This window comes from Microbacterium sp., assembly GCF_036566905.1.
In the GTDB taxonomy this organism is placed as follows: domain Bacteria; phylum Actinomycetota; class Actinomycetes; order Actinomycetales; family Microbacteriaceae; genus Microbacterium.
The window spans coordinates 1-25,011 of sequence record NZ_DATCVK010000220.1; the positions used below are offsets into that span (position 1 = coordinate 1).

General features: G+C 70.1%; 24 protein-coding genes. 5 read left to right on the top strand and 19 right to left on the bottom strand.

Annotated elements, in window-relative coordinates; genetic code table 11:
* A partial coding sequence (locus VIP82_RS19605) for an aminotransferase class V-fold PLP-dependent enzyme (protein ID WP_414684708.1) occupies positions 1-573 on the bottom strand: 573 nt, incomplete at its 3' end.
* A gap of 113 nt (positions 574-686) precedes the next feature.
* Here VIP82_RS19605 and glgX point away from each other — a divergent pair.
* The 3 genes from glgX (at position 687) to glgB (ending at position 7,106) form a co-directional block, all read left to right on the top strand.
* On the top strand, positions 687-2,771 hold the full coding sequence (gene glgX / locus VIP82_RS19610) for a glycogen debranching protein GlgX (RefSeq protein ID WP_331911712.1): 2,085 nt from the start codon (positions 687-689) through the stop codon (positions 2,769-2,771).
* Positions 2,772-2,916: 145 nt separating this feature from the next.
* Positions 2,917-4,932: a maltotransferase domain-containing protein gene (locus VIP82_RS19615; RefSeq protein ID WP_414684709.1), complete on the top strand. Its 2,016-nt coding sequence runs from the start codon at positions 2,917-2,919 to the stop codon at positions 4,930-4,932.
* Complete coding sequence (glgB, locus tag VIP82_RS19620) at positions 4,929-7,106, top strand: 1,4-alpha-glucan branching protein GlgB (protein WP_331911716.1); 2,178 nt, start codon at positions 4,929-4,931, stop codon at positions 7,104-7,106. Before VIP82_RS19615 ends, glgB begins: the two co-directional genes overlap by 4 nt.
* Positions 7,107-7,129: 23 nt before the next feature.
* Here the strand turns inward: glgB and VIP82_RS19625 are convergent, their stop codons facing one another.
* On the bottom strand, positions 7,130-8,077 hold the full coding sequence (locus tag VIP82_RS19625) for a tetratricopeptide repeat protein (RefSeq protein WP_331911718.1): 948 nt from the start codon (positions 8,075-8,077) through the stop codon (positions 7,130-7,132).
* Complete coding sequence (locus tag VIP82_RS19630) at positions 8,077-9,942, bottom strand: DUF8094 domain-containing protein (RefSeq protein ID WP_331911720.1); 1,866 nt, start codon at positions 9,940-9,942, stop codon at positions 8,077-8,079. Before VIP82_RS19630 ends, VIP82_RS19625 begins: the two co-directional genes overlap by 1 nt.
* 178 nt (positions 9,943-10,120) lie before the next feature.
* Here VIP82_RS19630 and VIP82_RS19635 point away from each other — a divergent pair, with 178 nt between their 5' ends.
* The gene (locus tag VIP82_RS19635) at positions 10,121-11,188 is read left to right on the top strand and encodes an AI-2E family transporter (protein ID WP_331911722.1); all 1,068 of its coding nucleotides are present in this window, start codon (positions 10,121-10,123) and stop codon (positions 11,186-11,188) included.
* Positions 11,189-11,231: 43 nt separating this feature from the next.
* Here VIP82_RS19635 and VIP82_RS19640 read toward each other — a convergent pair whose 3' ends face one another.
* The 9 genes from VIP82_RS19640 to rpsB all read right to left on the bottom strand — a co-directional run bounded on the left by VIP82_RS19640 (position 11,232) and on the right by rpsB (position 17,948).
* Positions 11,232-11,960 carry an alpha/beta hydrolase gene (locus VIP82_RS19640; protein WP_331911724.1) on the bottom strand — a complete coding sequence of 243 codons (729 nt, stop codon included), beginning with the start codon at positions 11,958-11,960 and terminating at the stop codon, positions 11,232-11,234.
* A gap of 1 nt (position 11,961) precedes the next feature.
* Positions 11,962-12,246, bottom strand: a complete 285-nt coding sequence (locus VIP82_RS19645) for an Rv1322 family protein (RefSeq protein WP_331911726.1) — start codon at positions 12,244-12,246, stop codon at positions 11,962-11,964.
* Between the two features lie 3 nt (positions 12,247-12,249).
* Positions 12,250-13,011 (bottom strand): aggregation-promoting factor C-terminal-like domain-containing protein, encoded by a 762-nt coding sequence (locus VIP82_RS19650; protein WP_331911728.1) that lies wholly within the window; start codon positions 13,009-13,011, stop codon positions 12,250-12,252.
* A 58-nt stretch (positions 13,012-13,069) separates the two neighbouring features.
* Complete coding sequence (locus VIP82_RS19655) at positions 13,070-13,633, bottom strand: DivIVA domain-containing protein (protein WP_331911730.1); 564 nt, start codon at positions 13,631-13,633, stop codon at positions 13,070-13,072.
* Positions 13,630-14,673, bottom strand: coding sequence for a phosphatidate cytidylyltransferase (locus VIP82_RS19660; RefSeq protein WP_331911732.1), 1,044 nt, complete (start codon positions 14,671-14,673; stop codon positions 13,630-13,632). The genes VIP82_RS19655 and VIP82_RS19660 overlap by 4 nt, the downstream gene beginning before the upstream one ends.
* A gap of 9 nt (positions 14,674-14,682) precedes the next feature.
* Entirely contained in the window at positions 14,683-15,237 is a 555-nt protein-coding gene (gene frr / locus VIP82_RS19665) for a ribosome recycling factor (protein WP_331911734.1), read from the bottom strand.
* 52 nt (positions 15,238-15,289) lie between these two features.
* Positions 15,290-16,009 (bottom strand): UMP kinase, encoded by a 720-nt coding sequence (gene pyrH / locus VIP82_RS19670; protein WP_331911736.1) that lies wholly within the window; start codon positions 16,007-16,009, stop codon positions 15,290-15,292.
* An 84-nt stretch (positions 16,010-16,093) separates the two neighbouring features.
* Positions 16,094-16,921 carry a translation elongation factor Ts gene (tsf, locus tag VIP82_RS19675; RefSeq protein ID WP_331911738.1) on the bottom strand — a complete coding sequence of 276 codons (828 nt, stop codon included), beginning with the start codon at positions 16,919-16,921 and terminating at the stop codon, positions 16,094-16,096.
* Positions 16,922-17,024: 103 nt separating this feature from the next.
* Positions 17,025-17,948 (bottom strand): 30S ribosomal protein S2, encoded by a 924-nt coding sequence (rpsB, locus tag VIP82_RS19680; RefSeq protein ID WP_331911740.1) that lies wholly within the window; start codon positions 17,946-17,948, stop codon positions 17,025-17,027.
* A 336-nt stretch (positions 17,949-18,284) separates the two neighbouring features.
* On the opposite strand from rpsB, the gene VIP82_RS19685 reads away from it, so the two are divergent.
* Entirely contained in the window at positions 18,285-18,854 is a 570-nt protein-coding gene (locus VIP82_RS19685; protein WP_331911742.1) for a murein hydrolase activator EnvC family protein, read from the top strand.
* 8 nt (positions 18,855-18,862) lie between these two features.
* On the opposite strand, the gene VIP82_RS19690 is transcribed toward VIP82_RS19685, so the two are convergent.
* From VIP82_RS19690 to lepB, 7 genes are all read right to left on the bottom strand, one after another.
* Positions 18,863-19,768 carry a tyrosine recombinase XerC gene (locus tag VIP82_RS19690; protein WP_331911744.1) on the bottom strand — a complete coding sequence of 302 codons (906 nt, stop codon included), beginning with the start codon at positions 19,766-19,768 and terminating at the stop codon, positions 18,863-18,865.
* 155 nt (positions 19,769-19,923) lie between these two features.
* Positions 19,924-21,111, bottom strand: coding sequence for a DNA-processing protein DprA (gene dprA / locus VIP82_RS19695; RefSeq protein WP_331911746.1), 1,188 nt, complete (start codon positions 21,109-21,111; stop codon positions 19,924-19,926).
* Complete coding sequence (locus tag VIP82_RS19700) at positions 21,108-22,631, bottom strand: YifB family Mg chelatase-like AAA ATPase (RefSeq protein ID WP_331911748.1); 1,524 nt, start codon at positions 22,629-22,631, stop codon at positions 21,108-21,110. Before VIP82_RS19700 ends, dprA begins: the two co-directional genes overlap by 4 nt.
* A complete protein-coding gene (locus VIP82_RS19705) occupies positions 22,628-22,996 on the bottom strand; it encodes a YraN family protein (protein WP_331911750.1) in 369 nt (122 codons plus the stop codon). The genes VIP82_RS19700 and VIP82_RS19705 overlap by 4 nt, the downstream gene beginning before the upstream one ends.
* A gap of 107 nt (positions 22,997-23,103) precedes the next feature.
* Complete coding sequence (locus tag VIP82_RS19710; protein WP_045297888.1) at positions 23,104-23,427, bottom strand: DUF2469 family protein; 324 nt, start codon at positions 23,425-23,427, stop codon at positions 23,104-23,106.
* A 61-nt stretch (positions 23,428-23,488) separates the two neighbouring features.
* Positions 23,489-24,148 carry a ribonuclease HII gene (gene rnhB, locus VIP82_RS19715; protein WP_331911752.1) on the bottom strand — a complete coding sequence of 220 codons (660 nt, stop codon included), beginning with the start codon at positions 24,146-24,148 and terminating at the stop codon, positions 23,489-23,491.
* Complete coding sequence (gene lepB / locus VIP82_RS19720) at positions 24,145-24,921, bottom strand: signal peptidase I (RefSeq protein ID WP_331911754.1); 777 nt, start codon at positions 24,919-24,921, stop codon at positions 24,145-24,147. The genes rnhB and lepB overlap by 4 nt, the downstream gene beginning before the upstream one ends.
* Between the last annotated feature and the right edge of the window lie 90 nt (positions 24,922-25,011).

Here is a 25,011-nt window from a genome sequence, read left to right on the forward strand (position 1 = left end):
CCAGTCGCGGAACGACACCGGCACATGTCCGAACGCGGCGACCGCATCGAGGTGCAGCGGCACGCCGGCCCCGGCGGCCGCGGCCGAGAGAGCGGCGGCGTCGTTGATCGTCCCCGCCTCGTTGTTGGCGACGAGGGCCGTGGCGACCGCGGCCCCCGGCAGCGCAGCGGAGAACTCGGTGAGGCCGATGCGGGCGGTGGCGTCGATGCCGACGTGCCGTACGCGCGCGCCCTGCGCTTCGAGCCACTCGACCGCGTCGAGGGTGGCGTGATGTTCGCCGTCGGGCAGCACGACGGCGTCCGCATCGGCCGGACGCGCCCACCACAGGCCCTTGACGGCCAGGTTCACGGCCTCGGTGCCGCCGGACGTGAAGACGACCTCGATCGGGTCGGCGTCGATCACCGCTGCCAGGCGCTCGCGCGCCTCTTCGAGCACGCGCCGCGCGTGCTGGCCGGCGCCATGGATCGACGAAGCGTTGCCGACCGCGGCGGCGGCATCGAGCCACGCGTCGCGCGCCTCGGGGCGCAGCGGTGCGGTCGCGGCGTGGTCGAGATAGATCTGCACGTCGTTCATGACCGCTCGACCTCCTTCACGATCGCCTGCCCGGCCGGTGCATCCCAGTTCCGTGGACCGCGGGACCGGGTCTCGTAACAAGTCCGACTCGGACCATGGTTATGGTAGTCCGCATGATCAGCCCGGAGTCCGTCCTCTCGCCCCCAGCCGCGGGTCTGCTCAGCTCGCAGCTCGACGGGCTGGGCGTCGTGCTGCATTCCGACGGCGGCCGACTGCGTGTGTGGTCGGGCGCGGCGGACGCCGTCGACCTCGTCGTCTTCGACGACACCGACCTCGACTGGATCACGGCGACCGAGCCCCTCGCCCCCATCGGCGGTGGAGTGTGGGAGATCTCCACCCCGCTCCTGCGGCAGGGCACCCGGTACGCCATCCGCGTCGACGGTCCCCAGGGAGCCGGCAACACCTTCAACCGCGGCACGCTCCTGCTCGACCCCTACGCCCGCGGCCTCGAGCGCACCGGCTACGACGGCTGGCGGTCGGCCGTCGTCGAGGGCTCGTTCGACTGGGGCGGCGTGTCCAAGCCCGCTGTCCCCCTGGACCGCACCGTTCTCTACGAGGGACACCTCAAGGGCCTGTCGAAGCGGCATCCGGATGTTCCGGGGAGCCTGCGCGGCACGTACGCCGGGCTCGCGCACCCGGCGATGGTGCAGCACTTCCTCGACCTCGGCGTGACGAGCATCGAACTCCTGCCGGTCCACGCGTTCGCGACCGAGCCGCGCCTGCTCCAGCACGGTCTCGCGAACTACTGGGGCTACAACTCTCTCGGGTTCTTCGCGCCCCACGGTGCGTACGCGACTGAGGAGGCTCGCCGCCAGGGACCCGAGGCCGTCCTGCGCGAGTTCAAGGGCATGGTCCGGCTGCTGCACGAGGCGGGTCTCGAGGTGATCCTCGACGTCGTCTACAACCACACGGCGGAAGAGGGCATCGGCGGCCCGCGCTCGAGCCTGCGCGGCATCGACAACCGCGCGTACTACCGCCAGCAGGACGACGGGGTCTACATCGACGTCACGGGCTGCGGCAATTCGCTGGACACGTCGACGGATGCCGCGGCCCGCCTGGTGCTCGATTCGCTGCGGTACTGGGCGAACGACGTGCAGGTCGACGGGTTCCGGTTCGATCTCGCCGCGACGCTCGGCCGCAACGAGGCACACGCGTTCACGCCGGAGCACCCGCTGCTGCGCGCCATCGTGGACGACCCCGCGCTGGCGGATGTCAAGAAGATCGCAGAGCCCTGGGACGTGGGCATGGGGGGCTGGCAGACCGGCAATTTCGGAGACGGCTGGAGCGAGTGGAACGACCGCTACCGCGATCGCGTCCGCAACTTCTGGCTGAGCGACGTCGATTACGCGCGCCGCGCGTCCACCTCACCCGTCGGCATCGGCGGCTTCGCCAACCGGCTCGCCGGTTCGGCGAACACGTTCGCCGACGAGCGCGGCCCGCTCGCCGGCGTCAATTTCGTCACGGCGCACGACGGTTTCACGCTGCGCGATCTCGTCTCGTACGACGTCAAGCACAACTTCGGCAACGGGGAGCACAACCGCGACGGCGCCGACACGAACCGCTCCTTCAACCACGGCGCCGAAGGGCCGACAGACGACCAGGGGATCCTCGCCACGCGGCGCAGGGCCATGCGCAATCTCCTCGGCACGCTGCTGCTGTCGGCAGGCGTGCCGATGCTGACCGCCGGCGACGAGTTCGCACGCACGCAGCGCGGCAACAACAACGCGTACTGCCACGACTCGGTCCTCACCTGGCTGTCGTGGGAGCACGCTCCGTGGCAGCGCGATCTGTACGCGCACGTGCGGCACCTGCTGCGGCTGCGACGGGAGAACCCGGCCCTGCGCCCCAGCCGCTTCGCGCGCCTCGGCGAGCGGACGCCCTCGGCATCCGTCATGGAGTGGTACGACGAGCGCGGCGAGACCATGTCCCTCGAGCGGTGGACCGACCCCGCGCACCGCACGCTCCAGTACGTGGCGGCGTCCACGCCGGAGTTCGAAGGGTTCAACCGTGTGCTCCTCATGGTTCACGGCACCGAGCGTCCGACCACGGTCACCCTTCCCGACGTGGAGGGCGTGACCGGCTATGTCTCGCTGTGGTCGAGCGCCGACGAGACGCCCTCCGAGCGCACGCCGACCTTCGCACCGGGCGACACGGTCATGCTGCCCGGCACATCGATGCGCCTCTTCCGTGCCGAATAGACCGGAAGCGGTGACCCGGCGGACGCGCCCCGTCACGTCGCTGTCATCCCGGTCGGTCGCGCGATAGGTTCGACACGTGGTCACGACGACGCGCTCCGCGCGCTCCCGCCCGTGGCGGAGCGCCTCGGCCCTCCCTGTCCGCGACATCCATGCCTGGCAGGCTGAACGAGACACCGCCGCACGGCGCGTTCCGCTCGCCCAGCCGTCGCCCGCCGTCCCCTGGGGCGACTACCGGCCGAAGGCGTACGACGGCGAAGCGGTGCCGTTCCGCGTGACGGCGTTCCGCGAGGGACACGACCGCATCGGCGTCCAGGTGCGACTCTTCTCGCCGTCCGGCGACGAGTCGCTGCACCGCCTCGCATCGCTCGAGGACGGCTTCGACCGCTGGCAGACCGAGGTGGTGCTGCTCGAGCAGGGCGTCTGGCGCTTCCGGTTCGAGTCCTTCGGCGACGATTTCGCCACGTGGGAGCACGCCGCTTCGCTGAAGATCGCCGCCGGAGTGGATGCCGCGCTCATGCGCGAACTCGGTGCGCTCCTGTTCGATCGCGCCGGCGCCGAAAAGGGACGCCCGGTCGCCGAGCGCCGCGCTCTCGCCGCGGCGGCGGCATCGCTCCGCGACGCGACGCTCGATGACACGGCCGCGCTGACCATCGTCGAAGACCCGGTGATCGCCGGCTTCTTCCGACAGCGGCCTCTCATGTCGCTCGTCACGATCGGCGACGACCTCGAGCTGCTCGTCGAGCGCGAGCGCGCCGGAGTCGGCGCGTGGTACGAGTTCTTCCCGCGCTCCGAGGGCGCCCGACGACTCAAGGACGGCACGGTCAAGAGCGGCACCTTCCGCACTGCGACGAAACGCCTTCCGGCCGTGGCCGAGATGGGCTTCGACGTGCTCTATCTCCCGCCGATCCACCCGATCGGCACCGTCAACCGCAAGGGACCCAACAACACCCTCGACGCAGGTCCGGGCGATCCCGGCTCGCCCTGGGCGATCGGGTCGGCCGACGGCGGGCACGACACGGTCCATCCCGATCTCGGCACGCTCGCGGACTTCCGGGCTTTCGTGCGCAATGCCCGTGCCTCCGGCATCGAGGTCGCCCTGGACCTCGCGCTGCAGGCCGCTCCCGACCATCCCTGGGTCGCAGCTCACCCGGAGTGGTTCACGACGCTCCCCGACGGCTCCATCGCGTACGCCGAGAATCCGCCCAAGAAGTACCAGGACATCTACCCGGTCAACTTCGACAACGACCCGGCCGGCATCCGTGCCGAGGTCCTCCGCATCGTCCGCCACTGGATCGCGCAGGGCGTGCGCATCTTCCGCGTCGACAACCCGCACACGAAGCCCCTGCAGTTCTGGGAGTGGCTCATCGCGACCGTCACCGCGGAAGACCCCGACGTGGTGTTCCTCGCCGAGGCCTTCACACGCCCCGCGCCGCTGCAGAGCCTCGCGTCCGCGGGCTTCCAGCAGAGCTACACGTACTTCGCCTGGCGCAACACCAAGGCCGAGCTGGAGGAGTTCCTCTCGGCCTTGGCGCACCAGACCGACGACTTCCTGCGGCCGAACCTCTTCGTCAACACGCCCGACATCCTCACCGAGTACCTGCAGTTCGGCGGGCGCGCCGCCTACCGCATCCGGGCCGCCATCGCGGCCACCGCGGCGCCGACCTACGGCGTGTACGCCGGCTACGAGCTTTACGAGAACGTGGCGCGTCCGGGCTCGGAAGAGAACATCGACAACGAGAAGTACGAGTACAAGTTCCGCGATTGGGCGGGAGCCGCCGTGCGCGGCGATTCGCTGGCGCCGTTCCTGGCCCGGCTCAACGAGATCCGGCGCGCGCACCCCGCCCTCCGGCAGCTGCGCAACCTCAGCATCCACTGGAGCGACGACGACGCGATCCTCGTGTACGCCAAGCATCTGGACGCGGCGCTCTCCCCCGACGGTCGCAGTGACACCGTCATCGTCGTGGTCAATACCGACCCCCACTCGGTGCGCCAGACGATGGTCCACCTCGACACCCGCATCTGGGGCGTCGAGCCCGGTTCGCCGTACGAGGTCGAGGACCTCGTCACCGGCGGTCGGTGGACGTGGTCGGATCACAACTACGTGATGCTCGACGCGTTCACAGAGCCGGTCCACATCCTCCACGTCAAGGGGCCGCGATGACGCTCACCGACCAGATCCTCGATGCCGTCTCGACGGGCACGTACCACGACCCCCACGCCGTGCTCGGCATCCATCCCGACACGGATGCCGAGGGCACTGCGACGTGGATCATCCGCGCGCGCCGACCGCTCGCCCGCAGCGTCACGGCGGTGTTCGCCGACGGCACGCGCGTTCCGCTCGAGCACGTGCGCGCGGGGATCTGGGAGGGCACGCGCGCCGGCGCCCTCACCCGCTACGAGCTGCTCACCACCTACGCGCACGGACCCGACTACGTCGCGGACGACCCATACCGCCACACGCCGACGATCGGCGAGCTCGACCTGCACCTGATCGCCGAAGGACGCCACGAGGAGCTGTGGCGTGCGCTCGGCGCGCACGAGCGCGAGCACGACGGCACGATGGGCACCGCCTTCACGGTGTGGGCGCCCAACGCGCGGGCCGTGAGGGTGGTCGGCGACTTCAATGGCTGGGACGGCCAGGGCCACGCCATGCGCTCGATGGGCGCGAGCGGCGTGTGGGAGATCTTCGTCCCGGGCATCGGCCAGGGCACCACCTACAAGTTCGAGCTGCGCGGTCGTGGCGGCGAGTGGGCACTGAAGGCGGACCCCATGGCCCGGTTCGCCGAGGTGCCGCCGGCAACGGCATCCGTCGTCGTCGGCTCGTCGTACTCCTGGGGCGACGGCGCCTGGCTCGCCGAGCGCGCCCGCTCGACGCCCGTCTCGCGACCCATGTCGGTGTACGAGCTGCACTTCGGCTCATGGCGTCAGGGACTGACGTACCGCGACGCCGCGGATCAGCTGATCGACTACGTCACCGGCCAGGGATTCACGCACATCGAGTTCCTCCCGCTCGCCGAGCACCCGTTCGGCGGCTCGTGGGGCTATCAGGTCACCGGCTATTACGCACCCACCAGCCGGTTCGGGCACCCCGACGACCTGCGTTACCTCATCGACAGGCTCCACCAGGCCGGCATCGGCGTGATCATGGACTGGGTTCCCGGCCACTTCCCGAAGGATGCCTTCGCACTGGCCCGCTTCGACGGCGAGCCGCTGTACGAGCACGCCGATCCTCGACGCGGCGAGCACCGCGAATGGGGCACGTACATCTTCGACTACGGCCGCAGCGAGGTGCGCAACTTCCTCGTGGCCAACGCGCTGTACTGGTTCGAGGAGTTCCACGTCGACGGCCTGCGGGTGGACGCGGTCGCGTCCATGCTGTACCTCGACTACTCGCGCAACGAGGGCGAATGGGCGCCGAACGTCCACGGTGGCCGCGAGAACCTCGAGGCGATCCACTTCCTGCAGGAGGTCAATGCGACCGCGTACAAGCGGTACCCCGGCATCGCGATGATCGCCGAGGAGTCGACGAGCTTCCCCGGCGTGACGGCGCCGACGAGTCAGGCGGGCCTGGGATTCGGGTTCAAGTGGAACATGGGCTGGATGAACGACTCGCTCCAGTACATCAAGCGCGACCCGATCTATCGCGCGCATCACGAGGGCGAGCTGTCGTTCTCGTTCGTGTACGCGTTCAGCGAGAACTATGTGCTGCCGATCAGCCACGACGAGGTCGTGCACGGCAAGGGCAGCCTGTTCGCGCGGATGCCGGGCGACCACTGGCAGCAGCTCGCGAACATGCGCGCGTTCCTCGCCTACATGTGGGGGCACCCGGGCAAGCAGCTGCTGTTCATGGGCCAGGAGTTCGGCCAGCTGTCGGAGTGGTCGGAGGGTCGCTCACTCGACTGGTGGCTGCTCGATCAGCCCACGCACGCCCAGCTGCAGCAGTTCGTCGGCGTCCTCAATCGCGTCTACCGCGAGCAGTCCGCGCTCTGGGCGCGTGACAGCGACGGCGCGGCGTTCACGCGGCTCGGCTCCCCGAAGTGGAACCCGAACGTGATCGCCTTCGCCCGGCGCGACTGGCACGGCAACACGATCGTCGTCGCGGCGAACTTCTCGGGACAGCCGCTCACGTCGTACGAGCTGGACCTGCCCGAGAGCGGCGTGTGGCACGAGATCCTCAACACCGACGCACAGGCGTACGGCGGATCGGGGGTCGGGAACCTGGGCGTCGTGCACGCGGGAGCGGACGGCCGCGCGTCGCTCGTGCTTCCGCCACTCGGGGTGCTGTGGCTCCGCCATGAGACGAGCGCACACATCCCGTCACCGACGCGGGGCTGACCCGCCGTCGATCGCGGCGCGACTCAGAACAGCAGGGAGGCGAGGCGACCGCGTGCGGCGAGGACGCGCGCGTCGCCGTCGCCCACGAGCGCGAAGAGCTCCAGGAGGCGCTCGCGCACGGGCGTGCGCTCGTCCGCCGGCAGCTGCGCGAACAGATCGAGCAAGCGACCGAAGGCGTCCTCGACGTGGCCGCCCGCGAGGTCGAGATCGGCGACCGTCAGCTGCGCGGGGATGTCCTGCGGCGCGGATGCGGCGGCCGCACGTGCCGCCTGGAGGTCGACGCCCTGCACACGGAGCAGAAGCTGCACCTGTCCGAGCCCGGCACGCGCCTCGGCGTCGCGAGGGTTCTCCGCGAGCGCCTTCTCGTATGCCGTGACGGCCCGGGCGTAGTCGCCCTCCTCGATGGCCTCGAACGCCTCGGCGTGCAGCGGCGGGAGCGCAGGCTCCTCGGGCGCCTCCTGCGGCGCCTCGCCGTCGACGGCGACCGTGCCGGTCACACCGTTCTGCGCCGCGAGCTGGAGGAGCTGCGCGAACACCTCGCGCACCTGCTGCTCGGGGACTGCTCCGGTGAACATCTGCACCGGCTGCCCCGCGACGAGCGCGACGACCATCGGGATGGACTGCGCGCGGAACGCCTGCGACAGCTGCGGATTGGCGTCGACGTCGACCTTCGCGAGTACGAGGCGGCCGCCGAGCTCGAGGACGACCTTCTCGAGGATGGGGCTCAGCTGCTTGCACGGGCCGCACCATTCGGCCCAGAGGTCGACGACCACGGGAACGGTGCGCGACAGCTCCAGCACCTGCGGGAAGGTCTCATCGGTGACATCGAGCACGAGGGACGGGACCACGGCCGCGCTCCCCGCGAGAGCCTCCTCACCGGGTGCGGTCGGCGCAGTGGACGCGGGCCGATTGCGGAGAGTGGACAGGTCGACGGCACCACGCAGCGAGGCGCCCAGAGTGGGATCGGTCACTACAGAATCTTCGCATCGAGAATGTTGGATGAGTAACCGAGCAGGCGGATCTTCTCGTTCGAGCCGGCATTCGGCACGTAGAAGAACACCTGATCGCTGAATGTCGTCTCGAATCCCGTGGCGGACTGGTCGGCGCCGGCCAGTGTCTTGACCGTCCGGTTGTTCTCCACCTTGATGACCGCGTCCGCATTCGTGGGCTTGGCCGTGTCGACCTCGTTGATGTTCACGACCACGATCGCTCCGCTTTCGACCGTCTGCAGCGCGAACGGCGTCTGCGGGCCGGCGACCGCGCTGAACTCGAGGCTTCCTGTGGTTGCGCCGGAATTGGCCGTCTGGTTGAACTCGTCGAGCCGTCGCTGTCGGTCTGCGGCGATGCTGACACGCAACTGATCTCCGTCGGGCTCGAAGAGGTCGTAGGACGCGCTGTCCTCGCCGTGGCTGATGACGTCCGCGTATGCGGCGGCCACCTGATCGGGCGGCAGCACGAGGAACGGCGAGTCGGGCTCGACCGCCGGCGCGCCGATATAGGCGGGGGCAAGGTCCGGAATGGCGGTCGACGCCTCCAGACTGCCGACATACGACAACTTGTAGTCCGACCACTGATCCTGCTGGGTCAAGACCATGATGCTCGAGGTCTTCGACTCATCGTCGTCGGCGATGGCGATCACCGATCGAGGCCACGCGTCGTAGGCCTGCGGCAGGATGATCTCGAGCGGCTTCGCGAGGATCGCGGGGAGCGCGGGATAGTCGCCGAGCGTCGAGCGCAGCTTGTAATTCGTATCGCGTGCGGCCAGTGCCGCACCCTCCAGCCGCGTGTCGGCGAGGTCGCCGTCCATCGCAGCGTCGGCGTCCGCCACCGTGGATGCGATGCGCGTGAGGATCCGCTCGGCCTGCGCCTTCGTCACCGCCGGAGCCTGCTGGCCGTCGGGAGCGATGACCGTCGCGGTCGGCGAGGGGGTCGGCGATGCGCCGAGCTGGGGCCAGGCATCGGCAGAGCAGCCCGTGAACAGCAGGGCCGAGACCGCGACGACCGGCAGGAACGCGAAGGCACGGCGCCCGCTCGAGACCGCGCGCCGCGTGCGGGGCGAGCTGCTGATGACGCCCTTGTCGTCGCCGTCGATCGCGATGTCGATCGGCTCGGTCACCGGCAGGGGCAGGCCCTTGCGACGAGGGCCTCGCTTCCGACGGGCGTGGCGGATGCCCAGGATGTAGAGGAACACGCCTGCGGCCATGAGGATGCCGCCGCCGACGATGAGCGGACCCGCCCAGGGCGTCGAGGTCTGCAGGGGCCAGGTCACGGTGACCTTGCTCGGTGCGGGTGCGGTGCCGTCGGCGGCGACGAGCACGCTCATCTCCTCGGGCAGCTGGAGGGGCGCGATGAGGAGGTCCTTCTGCTGATACTCGTCGAGCCACAGGTCTGAACCGACCGGGCTGCGGCCCGCGGCGTCGGTCGCGGCATCCGTCGACGCGTCAGCCGGAGCGTCGTCTGTCGTGGAGCCGTCCGCCGGCGCGTCCGTGGCGGGGTCGGCGATCGCGTCGATCTCGGGCTCGACGACCTCTGTCTCGATCTCGCCGTCGCCGGCCACGGTGACGTGGGTGTACGTGGTGTCGGACAGCCACGCCTCCATGTCGGCCGTCCGCCCGTACGAGGCGAAGATGTCGCCCTCGGTCTGGGCGCGAAGTGTCTGGGTACCCGGCATCTGGTTGAGCACGGCGCCGTCGATGAGGAGGTAGGGAGTCTCCTCCTCGACCGAGATCGCCGTGCTCTCGGTCCTGGGACCCTGGAAGATCGTCCGCTGGGCGATGCCCGCCCCGATCATCACGGTGGCGAGCACGAAGGCCGCCACGGCCCATACGAAACGCACGAAGAACACCTTTCCCGGGCGCGCAGACGCAGCGCAGCCCTTCGATTCGACGTTTCAGACTAGCGGGAATGACCTGGGAGGCGCGTGGGAGGGACCATTCCACGGGCTGAGCGCTCCGCATGCGTATCCTGGGCGGACACAACGCATCGACGGGAAGTCGATCGGCAGGGGGACCTCGATGAAGCTGCACAGCCCGTTCCGCACCGCGCTGCTCGCGACGCTCGGTGTCGGCTTGGGTCTGCTGCTGATCGGCAGCATCCAGAACCTCCAGACGATCCTGCTCTACGTCGGCACCGCACTGTTCCTCTCGCTGGGCCTCGACCCGATCGTGGCGTGGCTCGAGCGCCGCAAGCTGCCGCGTTGGGCCGCGGTGCTCATCACGATCCTCGGTGTGCTGGCGGTGTTCGCCGGCATCATTCTCATGATCGTGCCGATCATCGTGCAGCAGATCGGTCAGCTCGTGACGACCATCGAGAAGCTCGCCGGCGAGGGCATGTTCGACGACCCGGTCGGCGCGATCCAGAACTGGCTGCACGGAGTGTTTCCCGCACTGGATGTCGACGAGGTGTGGACCTACATCGAGGACTGGTACGCGTCCCTCGACGTGGGCGCGATCGGCAGCGAGGTCGGCGGCAGCATCATCACGATCGTCGGTGCCCTCATCGCGGGCTTCGCCGGGGCATTCATCGTGCTGATCCTCACCATCTACTTCACGGCGTCCACTCCGAGCTTGAAGCGCTCGGTCTACCAGCTGGTCCCCGCCTCGAAGCGGGCGCGGTTCATGGACCTCGGTGAGCAGATCACCGACTCCGTCGGCTACTACGTCATCGGCCAGGTGACGCTGGGTCTCATCAACGGCGTGCTGAGCGCGATCTTCCTGTCGATCATCAAAGCGCCGTTCCCCGCGGTGCTCGCGGTCATCGCGTTCTTCTTCTCGCTGATCCCGCTGGTCGGCACCCTGACCGGATCCATCATCATCGTCCTGACATGTCTGGTGGTGGGCTCCCCCACGACCGCGCTCATCGCGGCCATCTACTACCTGATCTACATGCAGATCGAGGCGTACGTGATCTCGCCGCGCATCATGGGTCGAGCCGTCTCGGTCCCCGGGGCGGTCGTCGTGATCGCCGCCCTCGCGGGCGGATCGCTGCTCGGGCTGCTGGGCGCCCTGGTCGCCATCCCCGTGGCCGCCAGCATCCTGATCATCTACCGCCAGGTCGTCATCCCGCGCCAGAACGAGCGCTAGGGCTGGTCTCGCACCGGCCGCACCCTGCGGGGCAGCTGCCGGATCAGAGGTCGGCGACGACGGGTCCGTCCCACTCCAGGGGCAGCGGCAACGCGTCCGGATTGACGGCAGCCACGATCTCGGTCAGCACGCGACGAGTCTGGTTCTCCCCCACCCACAGGTGCTTGCCGCCCTCGACGGGGATCAGGACCGCGTCGGGGACGCTCGCGAAACGCTCGGCCGCGGCATCCGGTCGGAGATAGTCGTCGAACTCGGGAACCAGCACGATCAGGCGCCTGTCATCGCCCGCCCACCCCGCGACCTCTTCCGCGGTCGCGCGGTGCAGCGGCGGCGACAGCAGGAGCGCGCCCTCGACCGCGTGATCGCGGCCGTACTTGAGGGCGAGCTCGGTGCCGAACGACCATCCGACCAGCCACGGCCGCGGCAGGCCTCGGCTGTGGACGAAGTCCATCGCCGCGGCGACATCGAAGGCCTCCGCCCGGCCGCCGTCGAAGGCACCTTGGCTCGTGCCCCGGGGCGAGGTGGTGCCCCGCGTGTTGAATCGCAGCACCGCCAGATCCGCCAGCGCAGGAAGGCGTCCGGCCGCCTTGCGGATGATGTGCGAGTCCATGAATCCGCCGGCCGTCGGCAGGGGATGCAGCGTCACAAGGGTCGCGACGGGCTCGCGGTCCTCGGGCAGCGCGAGCTCGCCGACGAGCGTCAGCCCGTCGAGCGTCTCGAGCTCGATGTCCTCGCGCCGCGCGGGCAGCAGCATCGGTCCGCGGATCTCCATGTCACGCCACCTTCCAGCAGTGCTGATGCCAATGCCGGCGGGCTGCGAGATCAGCGGCATCGCCCAGCACCCCGTCGGCGCGCCAGACCACCAGGTGTGCGACGCCGACATCGACCTGACGACCGCAGCCCGGGCACGTATACGGCTTCTGCGCCTGAGCGGCCGAGACCGGCTGCACGATCCACTCCACGCCGCGCCGCATCTCGCTGCGCTTCCAGCCGGCGAGGAGTCGCTCGAAGGACTCGTCGCCGCTCGAATCAGGACGGCGGCGGTTCGATCGGGGCACGGCTCAATACCAGCCTGTGCGCTGCGAGTGATCCCAGGCGCCGCACGGAGTCCCGTAGCGCCCGCCGATGTAGCCCAGGCCCCAGGTGATCTGGGTCGCCGGGTTGGTCTCCCAGTCGGCGCCGGCCGTCGCCATCTTGCTGCCGGGCAGCGCCTGAGGGATGCCGTAGGCGCCGCTGCCGGCGTTGTAGGCGTTTACCCGCCAGCCGGATTCCTTGTTCCACAGGGCGACCAGGCAGGCGAACTGGTCGTCGCCCCAGCCGCGAGCGAGCACCATGTCGTAGGCGATGGCCTGCGCGGTGCCGGGGTCGGGCGTGACGAACGGAGGCCGCCAACCGCCCGACGACGATTTCGATGCCGCCGTCGGCGCCACCGTCGGCGTGGGCTTGGGCTTCACGTACACGGAGTACCCGCCGCGGTCGAGCGCGGCGGGCTCCGCCGCCTCGACGCTTCCGTCGCCGCTCAGGGACTGGACGTCGTCCAGCGAGCTGGCGTACAGCGACACCTGCGGCTCCTCTTCGGCCGTGGCCTGCGCGAGCGCGAAGCCGGTCGGACCGATGTAGGCGACCACGAACCCGAGCACCGCGAATGCGGCGAAGCCTCCCAGCACACCGCGGCGACGTGACCACCGGGCGGGGGAACCGGCCGCGCGTACGGTCGACGCCGGAGCGACGGGCGGAGTCGAGGCGACGCGTCCCGCGGCCCGGGTCGACACCTCGTGACGACGGGCGCGCCTGGTCGGGTTCAGCTCGTTTCCAGAAGTCACAGTGCCCCGATTCTCGCATACCGGTACGACGGCGTGCCATCCGCGACGCCGGCGCGTGTCACTTCACCGCGAGCATCACCTCGACGACCGCGTCGAGCACGGCATCCACCTGCGTCTCGCGATAGCCGCCGCGCTGCATGCGGAACGCGACCGCGCGCACCTGCTCGACGGTCACGGAATCGCCGGTCTCGAGAAAGCGCGCGAGCTTGTCGGTGACGAGGTCGACCTCGGCGACCCGATAGCCGTAGCGCAGCCGGGACACCCGGTCGAAACGGCGCCCGGTCGGGCGCGACAGGCGGTCCAGCACCTCCTGCGCGAGCTCTCGGGTGTGGCCGACCCACGCCCGGGCTCCTGCGGCCGCCATCGCGGACGCGCGCTCGCGCGCCGCGAACGCGTCTTCGATGCGACCGAGCGCCGCATCGACCGACGCGATCGCGTAGCCGTGCCGCACCAGCGGGAAGGCCACCTGGCGGACGTCGGCCGACGTGAGGGACTCGCTGCCCTGCTCGAACGACGCGCGGGCGCGGGCGAGGAACTCGTCGACCGGCTGCTTGTCGTAGCCCTTCTCGCGCCCTCGCGCCTCGGGGAAGGATGTCCGGGAGGTCGTCTCGGATGCCGTCATGATGCCACCAGCGGAGTGAAGAGGTAGTAGAGGGAAAGCGCCGCAACGACCGACAGCAGGATCGAATCGAGTCGATCGAGGACGCCGCCGTGACCGGGCAGCCAGGAGCTCATGTCCTTGATGCCGAGATCGCGCTTGATCATCGATTCTCCCAGGTCGCCGACCGTGGCCGTCGCAAGGATCAGGATGCCGAACACCGCGCCCATCCACCACTCGAGGCCGAGCATGAACATGCCGACCAGCACGCCGGCGATGGTGGCCGCCGCCGCGGCGCCGGCGAAGCCCTCCCACGTCTTCTTGGGGCTGATGCGGGGAGCCATCGGGTGCTTGCCCAGGGTGATGCCCGCGATGTACGCACCGGTGTCGACGGCGACCGCCACGATGATGAACGACAGCACCCACCACTCGCCGCGGTCCTTGCTCAGCAGCACGAGGCAGAGACTCGTGAGGAACGCCACGTACAGCTGCAGGAATGCGGCGATCAGCACATCCCCGAGCACGGCGGAGTAGACGCGGCCGTCGTGGGAGGCCATCTGCGCGACGAGCCGCCACACAACCAGGAACGCCAGGACGACGAAGAGCAGCACCCACTGCAGCCACGCGTCCGCGAAGTAGGCCGACAGCATGACGACGGCACCCGCGACGAGCTGCGGGACCAGATCGACGCGGCGTCCGCTCGCGATCAGCGCGCGGGAGAACTCGAACATCGCGAGCAGCGCCGCCGCCAGGGCGAACGGCACGAACGCCCACTTCACGAAGATCAGCGAGCCGAGCAGGGCGACCCCGATGGCCAGCCCGATCAGGGTTGCGACGATGAGGTCGCGTCCCGTGCGCTCCTTGATGCGCTCGTTCGCCTCCTCGAAGTCCGCCTTCGCCTGAGCGACCTGGCTCTCCAGCTCACTGCGCGCGGCGCGAAGATGGGCCTGCAGCGCCGGCGGGGTGTCGTGGGCCTCCGCGGCACGCCGTGCGTCGCCCGCTTCGCGCCGCGTCTGCGGAGAAGCGGCCTCTTCGCCGCGCGGCGGGTCCGATGCGTCGGTCATGGGCAGACCTCAGACTTCGAGGAGCTCGGCCTCTTTGCGCTTGAGCGCGTCGTCGATCCCGTCGACGTGGGCGCGCGTCAGCGCGTCGAGCTCCTTCTCGGCGCGGGAGAGCTCGTCCTCGCCGACCTCGCCCTTCAGCGCGTCGATGTCGTCCTTGGCCTTGCGACGGATGCCGCGCACATGCACCTTGGCGTCCTCGCCCTTGCCGCGCACGAGCTTGACGTACTCCTTGCGACGCTCCTCGGTGAGCTCCGGCATCGTGATGCGCAGGAGGTTGCCGTCGTTCGTCGGGTTCACCCCGAGGTTCGGGATGTCGCGGATCGCCTGCTCGATCGCCTTCAGCGCCGACTTGTCGTACGGCGTGACGAGGAGCGTGCGCGCCTCGGGGTTGTTGATCGACGCGAGCTGTGCGAGCGGCGTCGGGCTGCCGTAGTAGTCGACGAGGACCTTCTGGAACAGCTGCGGGTTCGCGCGTCCGGTGCGCACCGTCGCGAAGTCCTCCTTCGCAGCCTCGACAGCGCGGTCCATGCGCACTCCGGCATCGGCCAAGACGTCCGCGATCACAGTGTCTCCTTCAGGTAGATGGGGCTGGTCAAGTGTATCGGCGGCAGCGTCGTCACGCCGTGACGAGCGTGCCGATGGGCTCGCCGAGGAGCGCCTTCGTCACGTTGCCCGCCGGCTCCATGCCGAACACTCGCATGTCCATGCGGTTGTCCATGCAGAGGCTGAATGCGGTCGAGTCGACGACCTTGAGGCCTCGCTGCAGCGCGTCGAGGTAGGTGATGCGATCGATCAGCGTGGCCGAGGCATCTTTCTTCGGGTCGGCCGTGTAGACGCCGTCCACGCCGTTCTTCGCGACGAGGACCTCCTGGGCGTCGATCTCGAGGGCGCGCTGAGCGGCCACGGTGTCGGTGGAGAAGTACGGCAGACCGGCGCCGGCGCCGAAGATCACGACCCGGCCCTTCTCCATGTGCCGCTCTGCGCGGCGCGGGATGTAGGGCTCGGCGACCTGGGTCATCGAGATGGCCGACTGCACGCGCGTCGCGGCGCCCGCCTGCTCGAGGAAGTCCTGGAGGGCCAGGGCGTTCATCACGGTGCCCAGCATGCCCATGTAGTCGGCGCGGCCGCGGTCCATGCCGCGCTGGCTGAGCTCGGCGCCGCGGAAGAAGTTGCCGCCTCCGACGACGACGGCGATCTCGACACGGTCGACCGCGGCAGCGATCTCCTGCGCCATCTGGCTGACCACGTCGGGGTTGACACCCAGCTGGCCCCCACCGAACGCCTCGCCGGACAGCTTCAGAAGGACGCGGCGGCGCCCGGTGTTCTCGTTGATCACTGTGGTCCTCTCGTCTACGACAAACTACCGAAGGGCATGAGAAAAGGCCCGCATCGGATTGCCGATGCGGGCCTTCTCAATGGATCAGGCGCCGACCTTGTAGCGGGCGAAGCCCGTCAGGGTCAGACCGGCGTCCTTCGCGACCTGCGCGACGGACTGCTTGTTGTCCTTCGCGTAGTCCTGGTCGAGAAGCGACACCTGCTTGAAGAACGCGTTCACGCGACCCTCGACGATCTTCGGAAGGGCAGCCTCGGGCTTGCCCTCGTTGCGGGAGATCTCGGTGACGATCTCGCGCTCCTTGTCGACATCCGCCTCGGGGACCTCGTCGCGCGACAGGTACGACGGGTTGGCGAACGAGATGTGCTGCGCGATGCTGCGCGCCGTCTCGGCGTCGTCGCCCGAGTAGGCGAGCACGACGCCGACCTGCGGCGGCAGGTCCTTGCTGGTCTTGTGGAGGTAGATCTCGAAGTTGTCGCCCGAGAGCGTGCTCACGCGGCGCAGCTCGACCTTCTCGCCGATGATCGCGGCCTCGTCCGAGATGAGCTCGGCGACGGTCTGAGCGCCGGCGGGCGCGGCCAGTGCAGCCTCGGCCGAGTCGGCGTGAGCGGCTGCGGCCGCGTCGAGCACCTTGTCGGCGAGGGCGATGAAACGCTCGTTCTTCGCGACGAAGTCGGTCTCGGTGTTGAGCTCGATGATCGTGACCTGACCGTCGACCTCCTTGGCCGCGACAAGTCCCTCGCTCGTGGAGCGGTCGGCACGCTTGGCGTTGCCCTTCGCGCCCTTCAGACGCAGGATCTCGACGGCCTTCTCGAGGTCGCCGTCGGCCTCCTCGAGCGCCTTCTTGGTGTCGACCATGCCGGTGCCGAGCTGCTCGCGCAGGGCCTTGATGTCGGCGATCGTGAAGTTTGCCATGGGTGGCGGCTCCTTGATTCTCGTGAGTTCTCGTGGATGCCTCGGCGGGACCGTCCGGCCGTGGGGCCAGGACGATCCCGCCGAGGCGGAGTGTGAGTGAGGCTTACTCGGCGGGGGTCGCCTCGGCGACCTCGGCAGCGTCAGCGGCCTCAGCGGTCTCGACGACCTCAGCGGTCTCGGCGACCTCAGCGGCCTCGGCGCCGGCCTCATCGGCGGCGGACTCGGTCGCGATGGTCTCGACCTCGGCGACGTCCGTCTCGACGGGCGCGCCCTGCTCGAGCAGCTCGCGCTCCCAGTCGGCGAGGGGCTCCGCGTCAGCGGTCTCGTCGGTGGGCTGGTGGCGCTGGATCAGGCCCTCTGCGGCGGCGTCGGCGATGATGCGGGTGAGCAGGCCCACCGAGCGGATCGCGTCGTCGTTGCCGGGGATCGGGTACTGGAACTCGTCGGGGTCGGCGTTCGTGTCGAGGATGCCGATCACGGGGATGCCGAGCTTGGACGCCTCGTCGATGGCGAGGTGCTCGCGCTTGGCGTCGACGACCCAGATGGCCGAGGGGGTCTTCTGGAGGTTGCGGATGCCGCCGAGCGACTTGTGCAGCTTGTCCAGCTCACGCTTCTTGAGGAGGAGCTCCTTCTTCGTGAAGCCGCTCGCTGCCGGGTCCTCGAAGTCGAGCTCCTCGAGTTCCTTCATGCGGGCAAGACGCTTCGACACGGTCGAGAAGTTGGTGAGCAGACCGCCCAGCCAGCGCTGGTTCACGTAGGGCTGGCCCACGCGCGTCGCCTGCTCGGCGATGACTTCCTGCGCCTGCTTCTTGGTGCCGACGAAGAGAATGGTGCCGCCGTGGGCAACCGTCTCCTTGACGAACTCGTACGCCTTGTCGATGTACGTCAGCGACTGCTGCAGGTCGATGATGTGGATGCCGCTGCGCTCCGTGAGGATGAAGCGCTTGACCTTCGGGTTCCACCGGCGGGTCTGGTGTCCGAAGTGCACGCCGCTGTCGAGCAGCTGGCGAATGGTGACGACGGCCATGGCCGTTCTCCTGTTCCGGCGCGTGTGCGCCTGTTGCGGTTGTTCTCGCGCCGGCGTGGAGCCGGCGAGCCTGGTGCCCGGCACATTCCCACCCCGCGCCCGCTCATGAGCGTTCGCAGGGACCGTTGGGAGTGGATGCCGCGCCGTCACCCTTCGTCAGACTCGGGGTGTGTGGCGCTGTGGGCACGCGGAGTCACTCCGACATGCTGAGTGCGCGTCCAGTGTACCAGCAGGCGACCGGGCCGACCCTCCTCCCCCATCGGTGCCGGGCGACCGTTCTCCACGGGTCCGCTGCGCGGATCATCGCGCCCGAACGGCATGCGGGATGGTCGGGTGATGCCCGCCATCGCACCCGCTTCTTTCCGGCGCTTTCGTGCAGCAGCGGCCCTCGCGCTCGTCGTGTGGATCGCCGCAGCGCCCGCGACCGTGTCGGCGGCGACGCCGGATGACCGCGACGGTCCGGGCGGGCGCTCCGCGGACGGCGGGTCGGTCTCTCTCGCGCGCGACTGGCTGTGGCCCCTGCATGCGTTCCGCCTCGAGCGGCCCTTCGTCGCGCCGCCGCACGAGTACGGCCCCGGCCACCGTGGCGTCGATCTCGCGGTGCTCGGCGACGACGGCGTCTACGCCCCGGCTGCGGGCGCGGTCGCCTTCTCCGGCCAGGTGGCCGGGCGCGGCATCCTGACGATCGACCACGGGGATGGCCTCGTGTCCACCCTCGAGCCGGTGGAGTCCACCCTGGTCGCCGGCACGCCGGTGATCGCCGGTGCCGCCGTCGGGCACGTCTCCGTCGGTGGCCACACGGCGCCCGGCGCGCTGCACTTCCGCGTGCGCCTCGACGGTCAGTACATCAACCCGCTCGTGCTGCTCGGCGACGTGCCGCGAGCGGTGCTGCTGCCCTGCTGCTGAGGGCTTGTTCAGGCGCGCGGATGTGCGAGGCGGTAGGAGGCGGCCAGCCGCTCGCTCGAGACGTGGGTGTAGATCTGCGTGGTTCCCAGACTCGCGTGGCCGAGCATCTCCTGCACGGCACGGAGGTCCGCGCCCCCGTCGAGCAGATGCGTCGCCGCCGAGTGGCGCAGCGCGTGCGGGCCGACCTGCCCGCCGAGTTCGGGCCCGAGCTCGCGAGAGACCAGGTCGTAGACCGCACGAGGTCCGATACGGCCGCCTCGCGCACCGAGGAACAGGGGGGATGCCGCAGGCTCGTCGACTCGACGCGCCACGAGCGCAGGCCGGCCGCGCACGAGGTACGCATCGACTGCCCGCAGCGCAGGCAGCCCGAAGGGGACGACACGCTCCTTGGAGCCCTTGCCCAGCACCCGGGCGGTTCGCCGTTCGCGGTCGAGGTCGCCGACGTCCAGTCCGCACAGCTCGGAGACGCGCACCGCCGCTCCGTAGAGAAGCTCGAGCATCGCGTGGTCGCGCAGCGCCAGCGGGTCGCCTTCCGCGGCTGCGGATTCGAGCCGCTCCAGGACGCCTGTCAGCGCATCGGCGGTCGCGACTTTCGGCAGCGTGCGACCGCGCTTGGGGGCGACCAGTCGCAGGCTGGGGTCGGACGCCACGGCGCCGGTCTCGGTCGCCCAGGCGAAGAAGCCCCGTACGGCAGCGGTCCGCCGGGCGATGGTGGCGCGGCTGTCGCCCCGCTGCACGGCCTGCCACAGCCAGTCACGGAGGTTCTCGAGGTCGATGACGGCGAGATCGACGTCGCCGCACGCGACGGCGAGCCCGGCGAGGTCGGAGCGGTACGCACGGACCGTCGCCGGCGACAGCCGACGAACCTCCGCCAGATGGCGCAGATATGCCTCTGCCGCGTCGACGATCTCCACACCCCCAGCTTGCGCCCCCACGCGGTGCGCGGCGAAGCGACGCACCGCGCGGTTCGCACTCCCCCGGCGAGCCGAGACGGAGCGCCTGTTGCAGCGGGCCGGAACGTGCTGGCTGTGCGCTCGTCACGTTGCGCGTGCGTCACGCTGTGCGCTCGTCATACCCCCACGCGTCGCAGCCTCCAGCCCTCGGCGCCGGCCTCCACGGCTCCGTCGAGGCGCAGCAGGCCGAGAGCGCCCTCGACGGCGTCGGCGGCCATCCCCGCGCGCCGCGCGATGTCGCCGGCCTCGCGCCACGCGCGTGTACTCATCGCGTCCATCACACGGGTCGCCTCCCCTGTGTGGCCCGGTACCCGAGCGGCGCCGGCATCATTCGCCGACGGCAGTCCGAGCAGTTCCCGCACATCATCGGCCCCTGTGATGCACTGCGCGCCGTATTCGCGGATGAGGCGGTGCGTACCCGCAGACGTGGCCGAGGTGATCGGGCCTGGGACGGCGCCGAGCGGCCTCGACAGCGCCGCCGCATGTCCGGCGGTGTTGAGGGATCCACTCCGCCAGCCCGCCTCCACGACCACCGTCGCCGCCGACAGCGCGGCGATCAGCCGATTGCGCTGCAGGAAGCGCCACTTCGTCGGAGCGGAGCCGCACGGCACCTCGCTCGCCACGACACCGTGCCGGGCGATGTCGTCGATCAGACCCGCGTGCCCGGCGGGATACGAACGGTCGGCGCCGCCCGCGAGCAAGGCGACCGTCAGACCGCCCGCGGCGAGGGTCGCGCGGTGCGCGGACCCGTCGATGCCGTACGCGCCGCCCGACACCACCGCGATGTCGTCACCGGCGAGGTCGGCCGCGAGCTCCATGGCGACATGGTCCCCGTAGCGCGATGCGGCCCGTGCGCCGACGATGGCGACGGATGCGTCGAGCCGTCGGAGAGCGGAGGCATCGCCGCGCGCCCAGAGACACAGCGGCGCGTGCGCCTCGAGGTCGTCCAGCTGGACCGGCCACTCGGGATCGGCCCGCGTCACGAGGCTGACGCCGCGCGCCGCGGCCGTGCGGAAGGAGTCCGCGACGGCGCGCGCCGAAAGCCGCGGCAGCCACCGCTTGCGGCCCTCCGCGAGTTCCCGCGGGCTGACTTCTGCCACTGTGCTCTCGCCCAGCACCGCCTCGAGCGCGGCCGCGGCACCGCGAGCGGCGACAATGCGCCCTGCTACGGAGTCGCCGGGCTCGACCAGGTGGCACCACACCGCGGTCGCGTATCGCTCACGAGCCGCGTCCGCACTGTGGTGAACGCCCAGCGGCGCGAGCGCCCGCCGGGCGGCGTCGGTGCCCAGGTCGAAGGCGGTCACAGCGCCAGACCTTTCTTCAGATAGAGCGCGCGCCCGATGTGCTCGGCACTCAGCTGCCCGCGCCCTTCGATGTCGGCCAGCGACCATGCCACCCGCAGCACGCGATCGTAGCCGCGTAGCGTCAGCGCACCGCGGTGCAGGGCGGCGTCCAGCGGGCGTCGGACCACGGGCGGCGGAGCGACTGGACCCTCGCGGAGCCAGGTTCCCGGCACATCGGCGTTCACGCGCCAGGGCGTTGCCTGGAGGCGGTGACATGCGCGCGCACGGGCCTCCGCAACCCGGTCGCGCGCCGTCGCGGTCGAGATCGTCGGTCCGAGGCCCCGCTGGGCGACTGAGACCCTCGTCAGCGTCAGCTCGATGTCCATGCGGTCCAGCAGCGGCCCGGAGAGCCGGCCGAGGTAGCGGCGGATCGCCGCCGGCGGGCAGGTGCAGGTGCCGCCCCGGATCCCGTAGTCACCGCACGGACACGGGTTCGTGGCGAGCACCAGCTGGAAGCGCGCGGGGTACTGCGCATACGTGCCCGCGCGATGGATCGTGATGGCCCCGGACTCCAGAGGCTGGCGCAGCGCGTCCAGAGCGCTCGCCGCGAACTCGCCCGCCTCGTCGAGGAACAGCACGCCTTCGCTCGCGCGGGCGATCGCACCGGGCCGGATGAGGCGCGATCCCCCGCCCACGAGAGCGGCGACGCTCGCACTGTGGTGCGGCGCCTCGAACGGCGGTGTCCGTGACAGCTCCACCACGCGCGAGCCCGCGAGACTGCGGATCGACGCACTCGCGAGCGCCGCGCCGTCGTCGAGCGCGGGAAGGATGCCGGGCAGCCGTCGCGCGAGCATCGTCTTGCCGGCACCGGGCGGTCCGCACATCAGCAGGTGATGCCCGCCCGCCGCTGCGACGATGAGCGCGTCCACGGCGTCGCGCTGCCCGATCACCTCGGCGAGATCGAGCGCGGGCGCGGGCGCCGGCTCGTCGTCTGGCAGTGCGACGGGCTCTTCGTCGGCGACCTCCACGTCGCCACCGTGCCAGGCCACCACCTGTGCGAGGTTGACGGCGGCGAGCACTTCCATCCCACCGACCAGCGCGGCCTCGGCGCCGTTGGCGTGCGGCACGACGATCCGCCGATGCCCCGCCCGCCGGGCGGCGACCACGGCCGGCAGCACGCCCGGGACCGGGCGCAGGCGCCCGTCGAGGCCGAGCTCTCCGATGTGCACGGCCGACGCGACGGAGGCCGCATCCATCGAGGACTCGGTCGCGAGCGATGCGACCGCGATCGCGATGTCGAAGCCTGATCCCTGCTTCGGCAGGCTCGCCGGCGACAGATTCACCGTCAGCCGTCGCCGCGGCAGCGGCGTGCCGCTGTTGGCGCACGCGTTGTGCACGCGCTGCACCGCCTCGCCGAGCGCCTTGTCGGGCAGTCCGATGATGCGGAACTCCGGCGTCTGCTGCGACAGATCGGCCTCGACCTCGACGCATTCGCCCTCGGCGCCGACGAGCGCGACGGCCCACGTGCGCGCGACGCTCACGGCACCTCCACGTCGACGAGGTGCTCCAGGCGAGCCGTCGAAGCCTCCGTGCCGGTGAGCCCGATCGCGTCGATGCGCAACCGGCGCCCCTGCACGAGGTCGCGATGCTGGCTCGCCCAGGCGACGCCGAGCCGCCACAGCCGTATGCGCTTGCGCGCGTCGATGGCCTCGAAGGGGTGCCCGAACTCTTCGCCGCGCCGCGTCTTGACCTCGACGACGACCACCGCGGAACCGTCCGCCACCACGAGGTCGAGTTCGCCCTCACGGCATCGCCAGTTGCGCGCGAGGACCGTGAAGCCCTGGGTCTCGAAATACCGTGCGGCGCGGTCCTCGCCCGCTCTGCCGAGCACGTCTTTGTCTGCCATTCCGGCATCGTCGCGCGCGGGGATGCACGCGCGGACGCGCGGCGGCGGCATCCGTTCAGAACCGGCGTGCGGTCCCGGATCGTGAGGGCTGGGGAGGAGCCGGTGGCTCAGGTGTCGAGCGAGAGCTCTTCGGGCAGGTGGAAGTCCCGGCGCGACAGCTCTTCGACGTTGACGTCCTTGAAGGTGAGGACGCGCACCGCCTTGACGAAGCGGTCGGCGCGGTAGATGTCCCACACCCAGACGTCCGACATCGAGATCTCGAAGTAGAAGTCGTGCTCGGTGTCGCGGCGCACGACGTTGACCTCGTTCGCGAGGTAGAAGCGCCGTTCCGTCTCGATCACGTACTGGAACTGCGAGACGACATCGCGATACTCGCGGTAGAGCGCGAGTTCGAGTTCGCGGTCATAGTCTTCGAAGACCTCGTCATCCATGGTGCTCCCATCCTATGGGCGCGAACGGATGCCGCGACGCCGGTCCGCGCGTGGCGAACGCTCAGAAGAGTGTCGGCGCGTCCGCGATCGACCAGGACGCGCGATGGTGTCGGCTGATGCCGTGCGTGCGGATGGCCTCGCGGTGGTCGGGACTCGCGTAGCCCTTGTTGCGTGCCCAGTTGTAGGCAGGAAGCTCGTCGTGGAGCTCGGTCATGAGACTGTCGCGCGCGACTTTGGCGATGACGGACGCCGCCGCAGCCGACGCGCAGTCACGATCGGCTTTGATGACCGGCTGCACCGTCAGCCCCCATGCGCCGGCGGGACGGATGTAGTCGTAGTTGCCGTCCAGGATCACGATGGCGTCCTCGGGGACGACCCCGTGAGCGCGAAGGTCGGCGATCGCGCGGATGGCGGCGAGCCCGAGTGCGCGCATGATTCCGATCTCGTCGATCTCCTCCGAGCTCGCCCAGCCCACCGCGCTCGCGGCGACCCACGACGCCGCCCGCGCGGCGACGTCCGCGCGCCGGGGTTCCGGGACGAGCTTCGAGTCGCGCAGCCCCTGCGGGATCCGCCTACGCGAGCGGGGGGCGTCGACCACCGCAGCGCCGACGGCGACAGGACCGGCCAGCGCGCCGCGGCCGACCTCGTCGCACGCGATCACGAGCGTGTGCTCCCGCAGGAGTCGGCGCTCGAGCGTGAGACGAGGCTCCGCAACGGTCACTTCGCGCCGCCCTCCGGCTCCGGCGCGGGAACGCCGGCGAACACGTCGTGATGGAAGTCGAGGAAGCCGAACCTGTCGAAGGGCCAGGTCACGAGGAAGGCGCGCCCGACGAGATTGTCGATCGGCACGAAGCCCTTGCCCGGCTGGTCGGTGTTGTACCGCGAGTCCTTGGAGCGGTAGCGGTTGTCGCCCAGCACCCAGAGGCTGCCCTCGGGCACGACGATGTCGAAGGGGTCGCCGGACGCGGCCGACTCCCCCGCCGGCAGCTTGATGTAGCCGCTCTCGTCGATGGGAACGTCGTTGACCGAGATCTGACCGATCGCGTTGCAGCACACGACGTGATCGCCCGGGAGTCCGACGATGCGCTTGACGAGGTGGTCATCGCTGTCGGGCGCGGCAAGACCCACGAGGGACAGCACCCACTCCACGCCCTCGACGATCGGCGGGCGCGCCGGCTCGGTGCTCGGCGGCAGCCAGCCCCCGGGATCCTGGAACACGACGATGTCGCCCCGGTCGTAGTCGCCGAACCGCGGGGTGATCTCGTCCACGAGGATGCGGTCCTTGACGTGGAGGGTGTCCTCCATCGATCCGGAGGGGATGTAGAACGATCGGACGAGGAACGTCTTCACGACGAGCGAGACGAGGACGGCGATCAGGATGATCACGATCACATCGCGCAGGAAGACGAGCCAGCCCCGACGACGCGGCTGAATGGTCGCTGCGGGCTCGGGCCCGGGCGCCGGCTCGGCAGGAGCCGACTTCTCGGTCGTCATGGAGTTCCTTCGCGGGTGCCGACGGTCGCGGCGACCCGCCTTCAAGGGTCGCACATTCCGGCCCGTCCGGAGTACGGACGAGGCCCCGGA

Excerpts from the sequence above, each read along its gene's own strand:
- glgX (WP_331911712.1), top strand. The coding sequence starts at position 687 with ATGATCAGCCCGGAGTCCGTCCTCTCGCCCCCAGCCGCGGGTCTGCTC.
- glgB (WP_331911716.1), top strand. The coding sequence starts at position 4,929 with ATGACGCTCACCGACCAGATCCTCGATGCCGTCTCGACGGGCACGTAC.
- VIP82_RS19635 (WP_331911722.1), top strand. The coding sequence starts at position 10,121 with ATGAAGCTGCACAGCCCGTTCCGCACCGCGCTGCTCGCGACGCTCGGT.
- VIP82_RS19640 (WP_331911724.1), bottom strand. The coding sequence starts at position 11,960 with ATGGAGATCCGCGGACCGATGCTGCTGCCCGCGCGGCGCGAGGACATC.
- VIP82_RS19655 (WP_331911730.1), bottom strand. The coding sequence starts at position 13,633 with ATGACGGCATCCGAGACGACCTCCCGGACATCCTTCCCCGAGGCGCGA.
- VIP82_RS19660 (WP_331911732.1), bottom strand. The coding sequence starts at position 14,673 with ATGACCGACGCATCGGACCCGCCGCGCGGCGAAGAGGCCGCTTCTCCG.
- tsf (WP_331911738.1), bottom strand. The coding sequence starts at position 16,921 with ATGGCAAACTTCACGATCGCCGACATCAAGGCCCTGCGCGAGCAGCTC.
- rpsB (WP_331911740.1), bottom strand. The coding sequence starts at position 17,948 with ATGGCCGTCGTCACCATTCGCCAGCTGCTCGACAGCGGCGTGCACTTC.
- VIP82_RS19685 (WP_331911742.1), top strand. The coding sequence starts at position 18,285 with ATGCCCGCCATCGCACCCGCTTCTTTCCGGCGCTTTCGTGCAGCAGCG.
- VIP82_RS19705 (WP_331911750.1), bottom strand. The coding sequence starts at position 22,996 with ATGGCAGACAAAGACGTGCTCGGCAGAGCGGGCGAGGACCGCGCCGCA.
- VIP82_RS19710 (WP_045297888.1), bottom strand. The coding sequence starts at position 23,427 with ATGGATGACGAGGTCTTCGAAGACTATGACCGCGAACTCGAACTCGCG.
- lepB (WP_331911754.1), bottom strand. The coding sequence starts at position 24,921 with ATGACGACCGAGAAGTCGGCTCCTGCCGAGCCGGCGCCCGGGCCCGAG.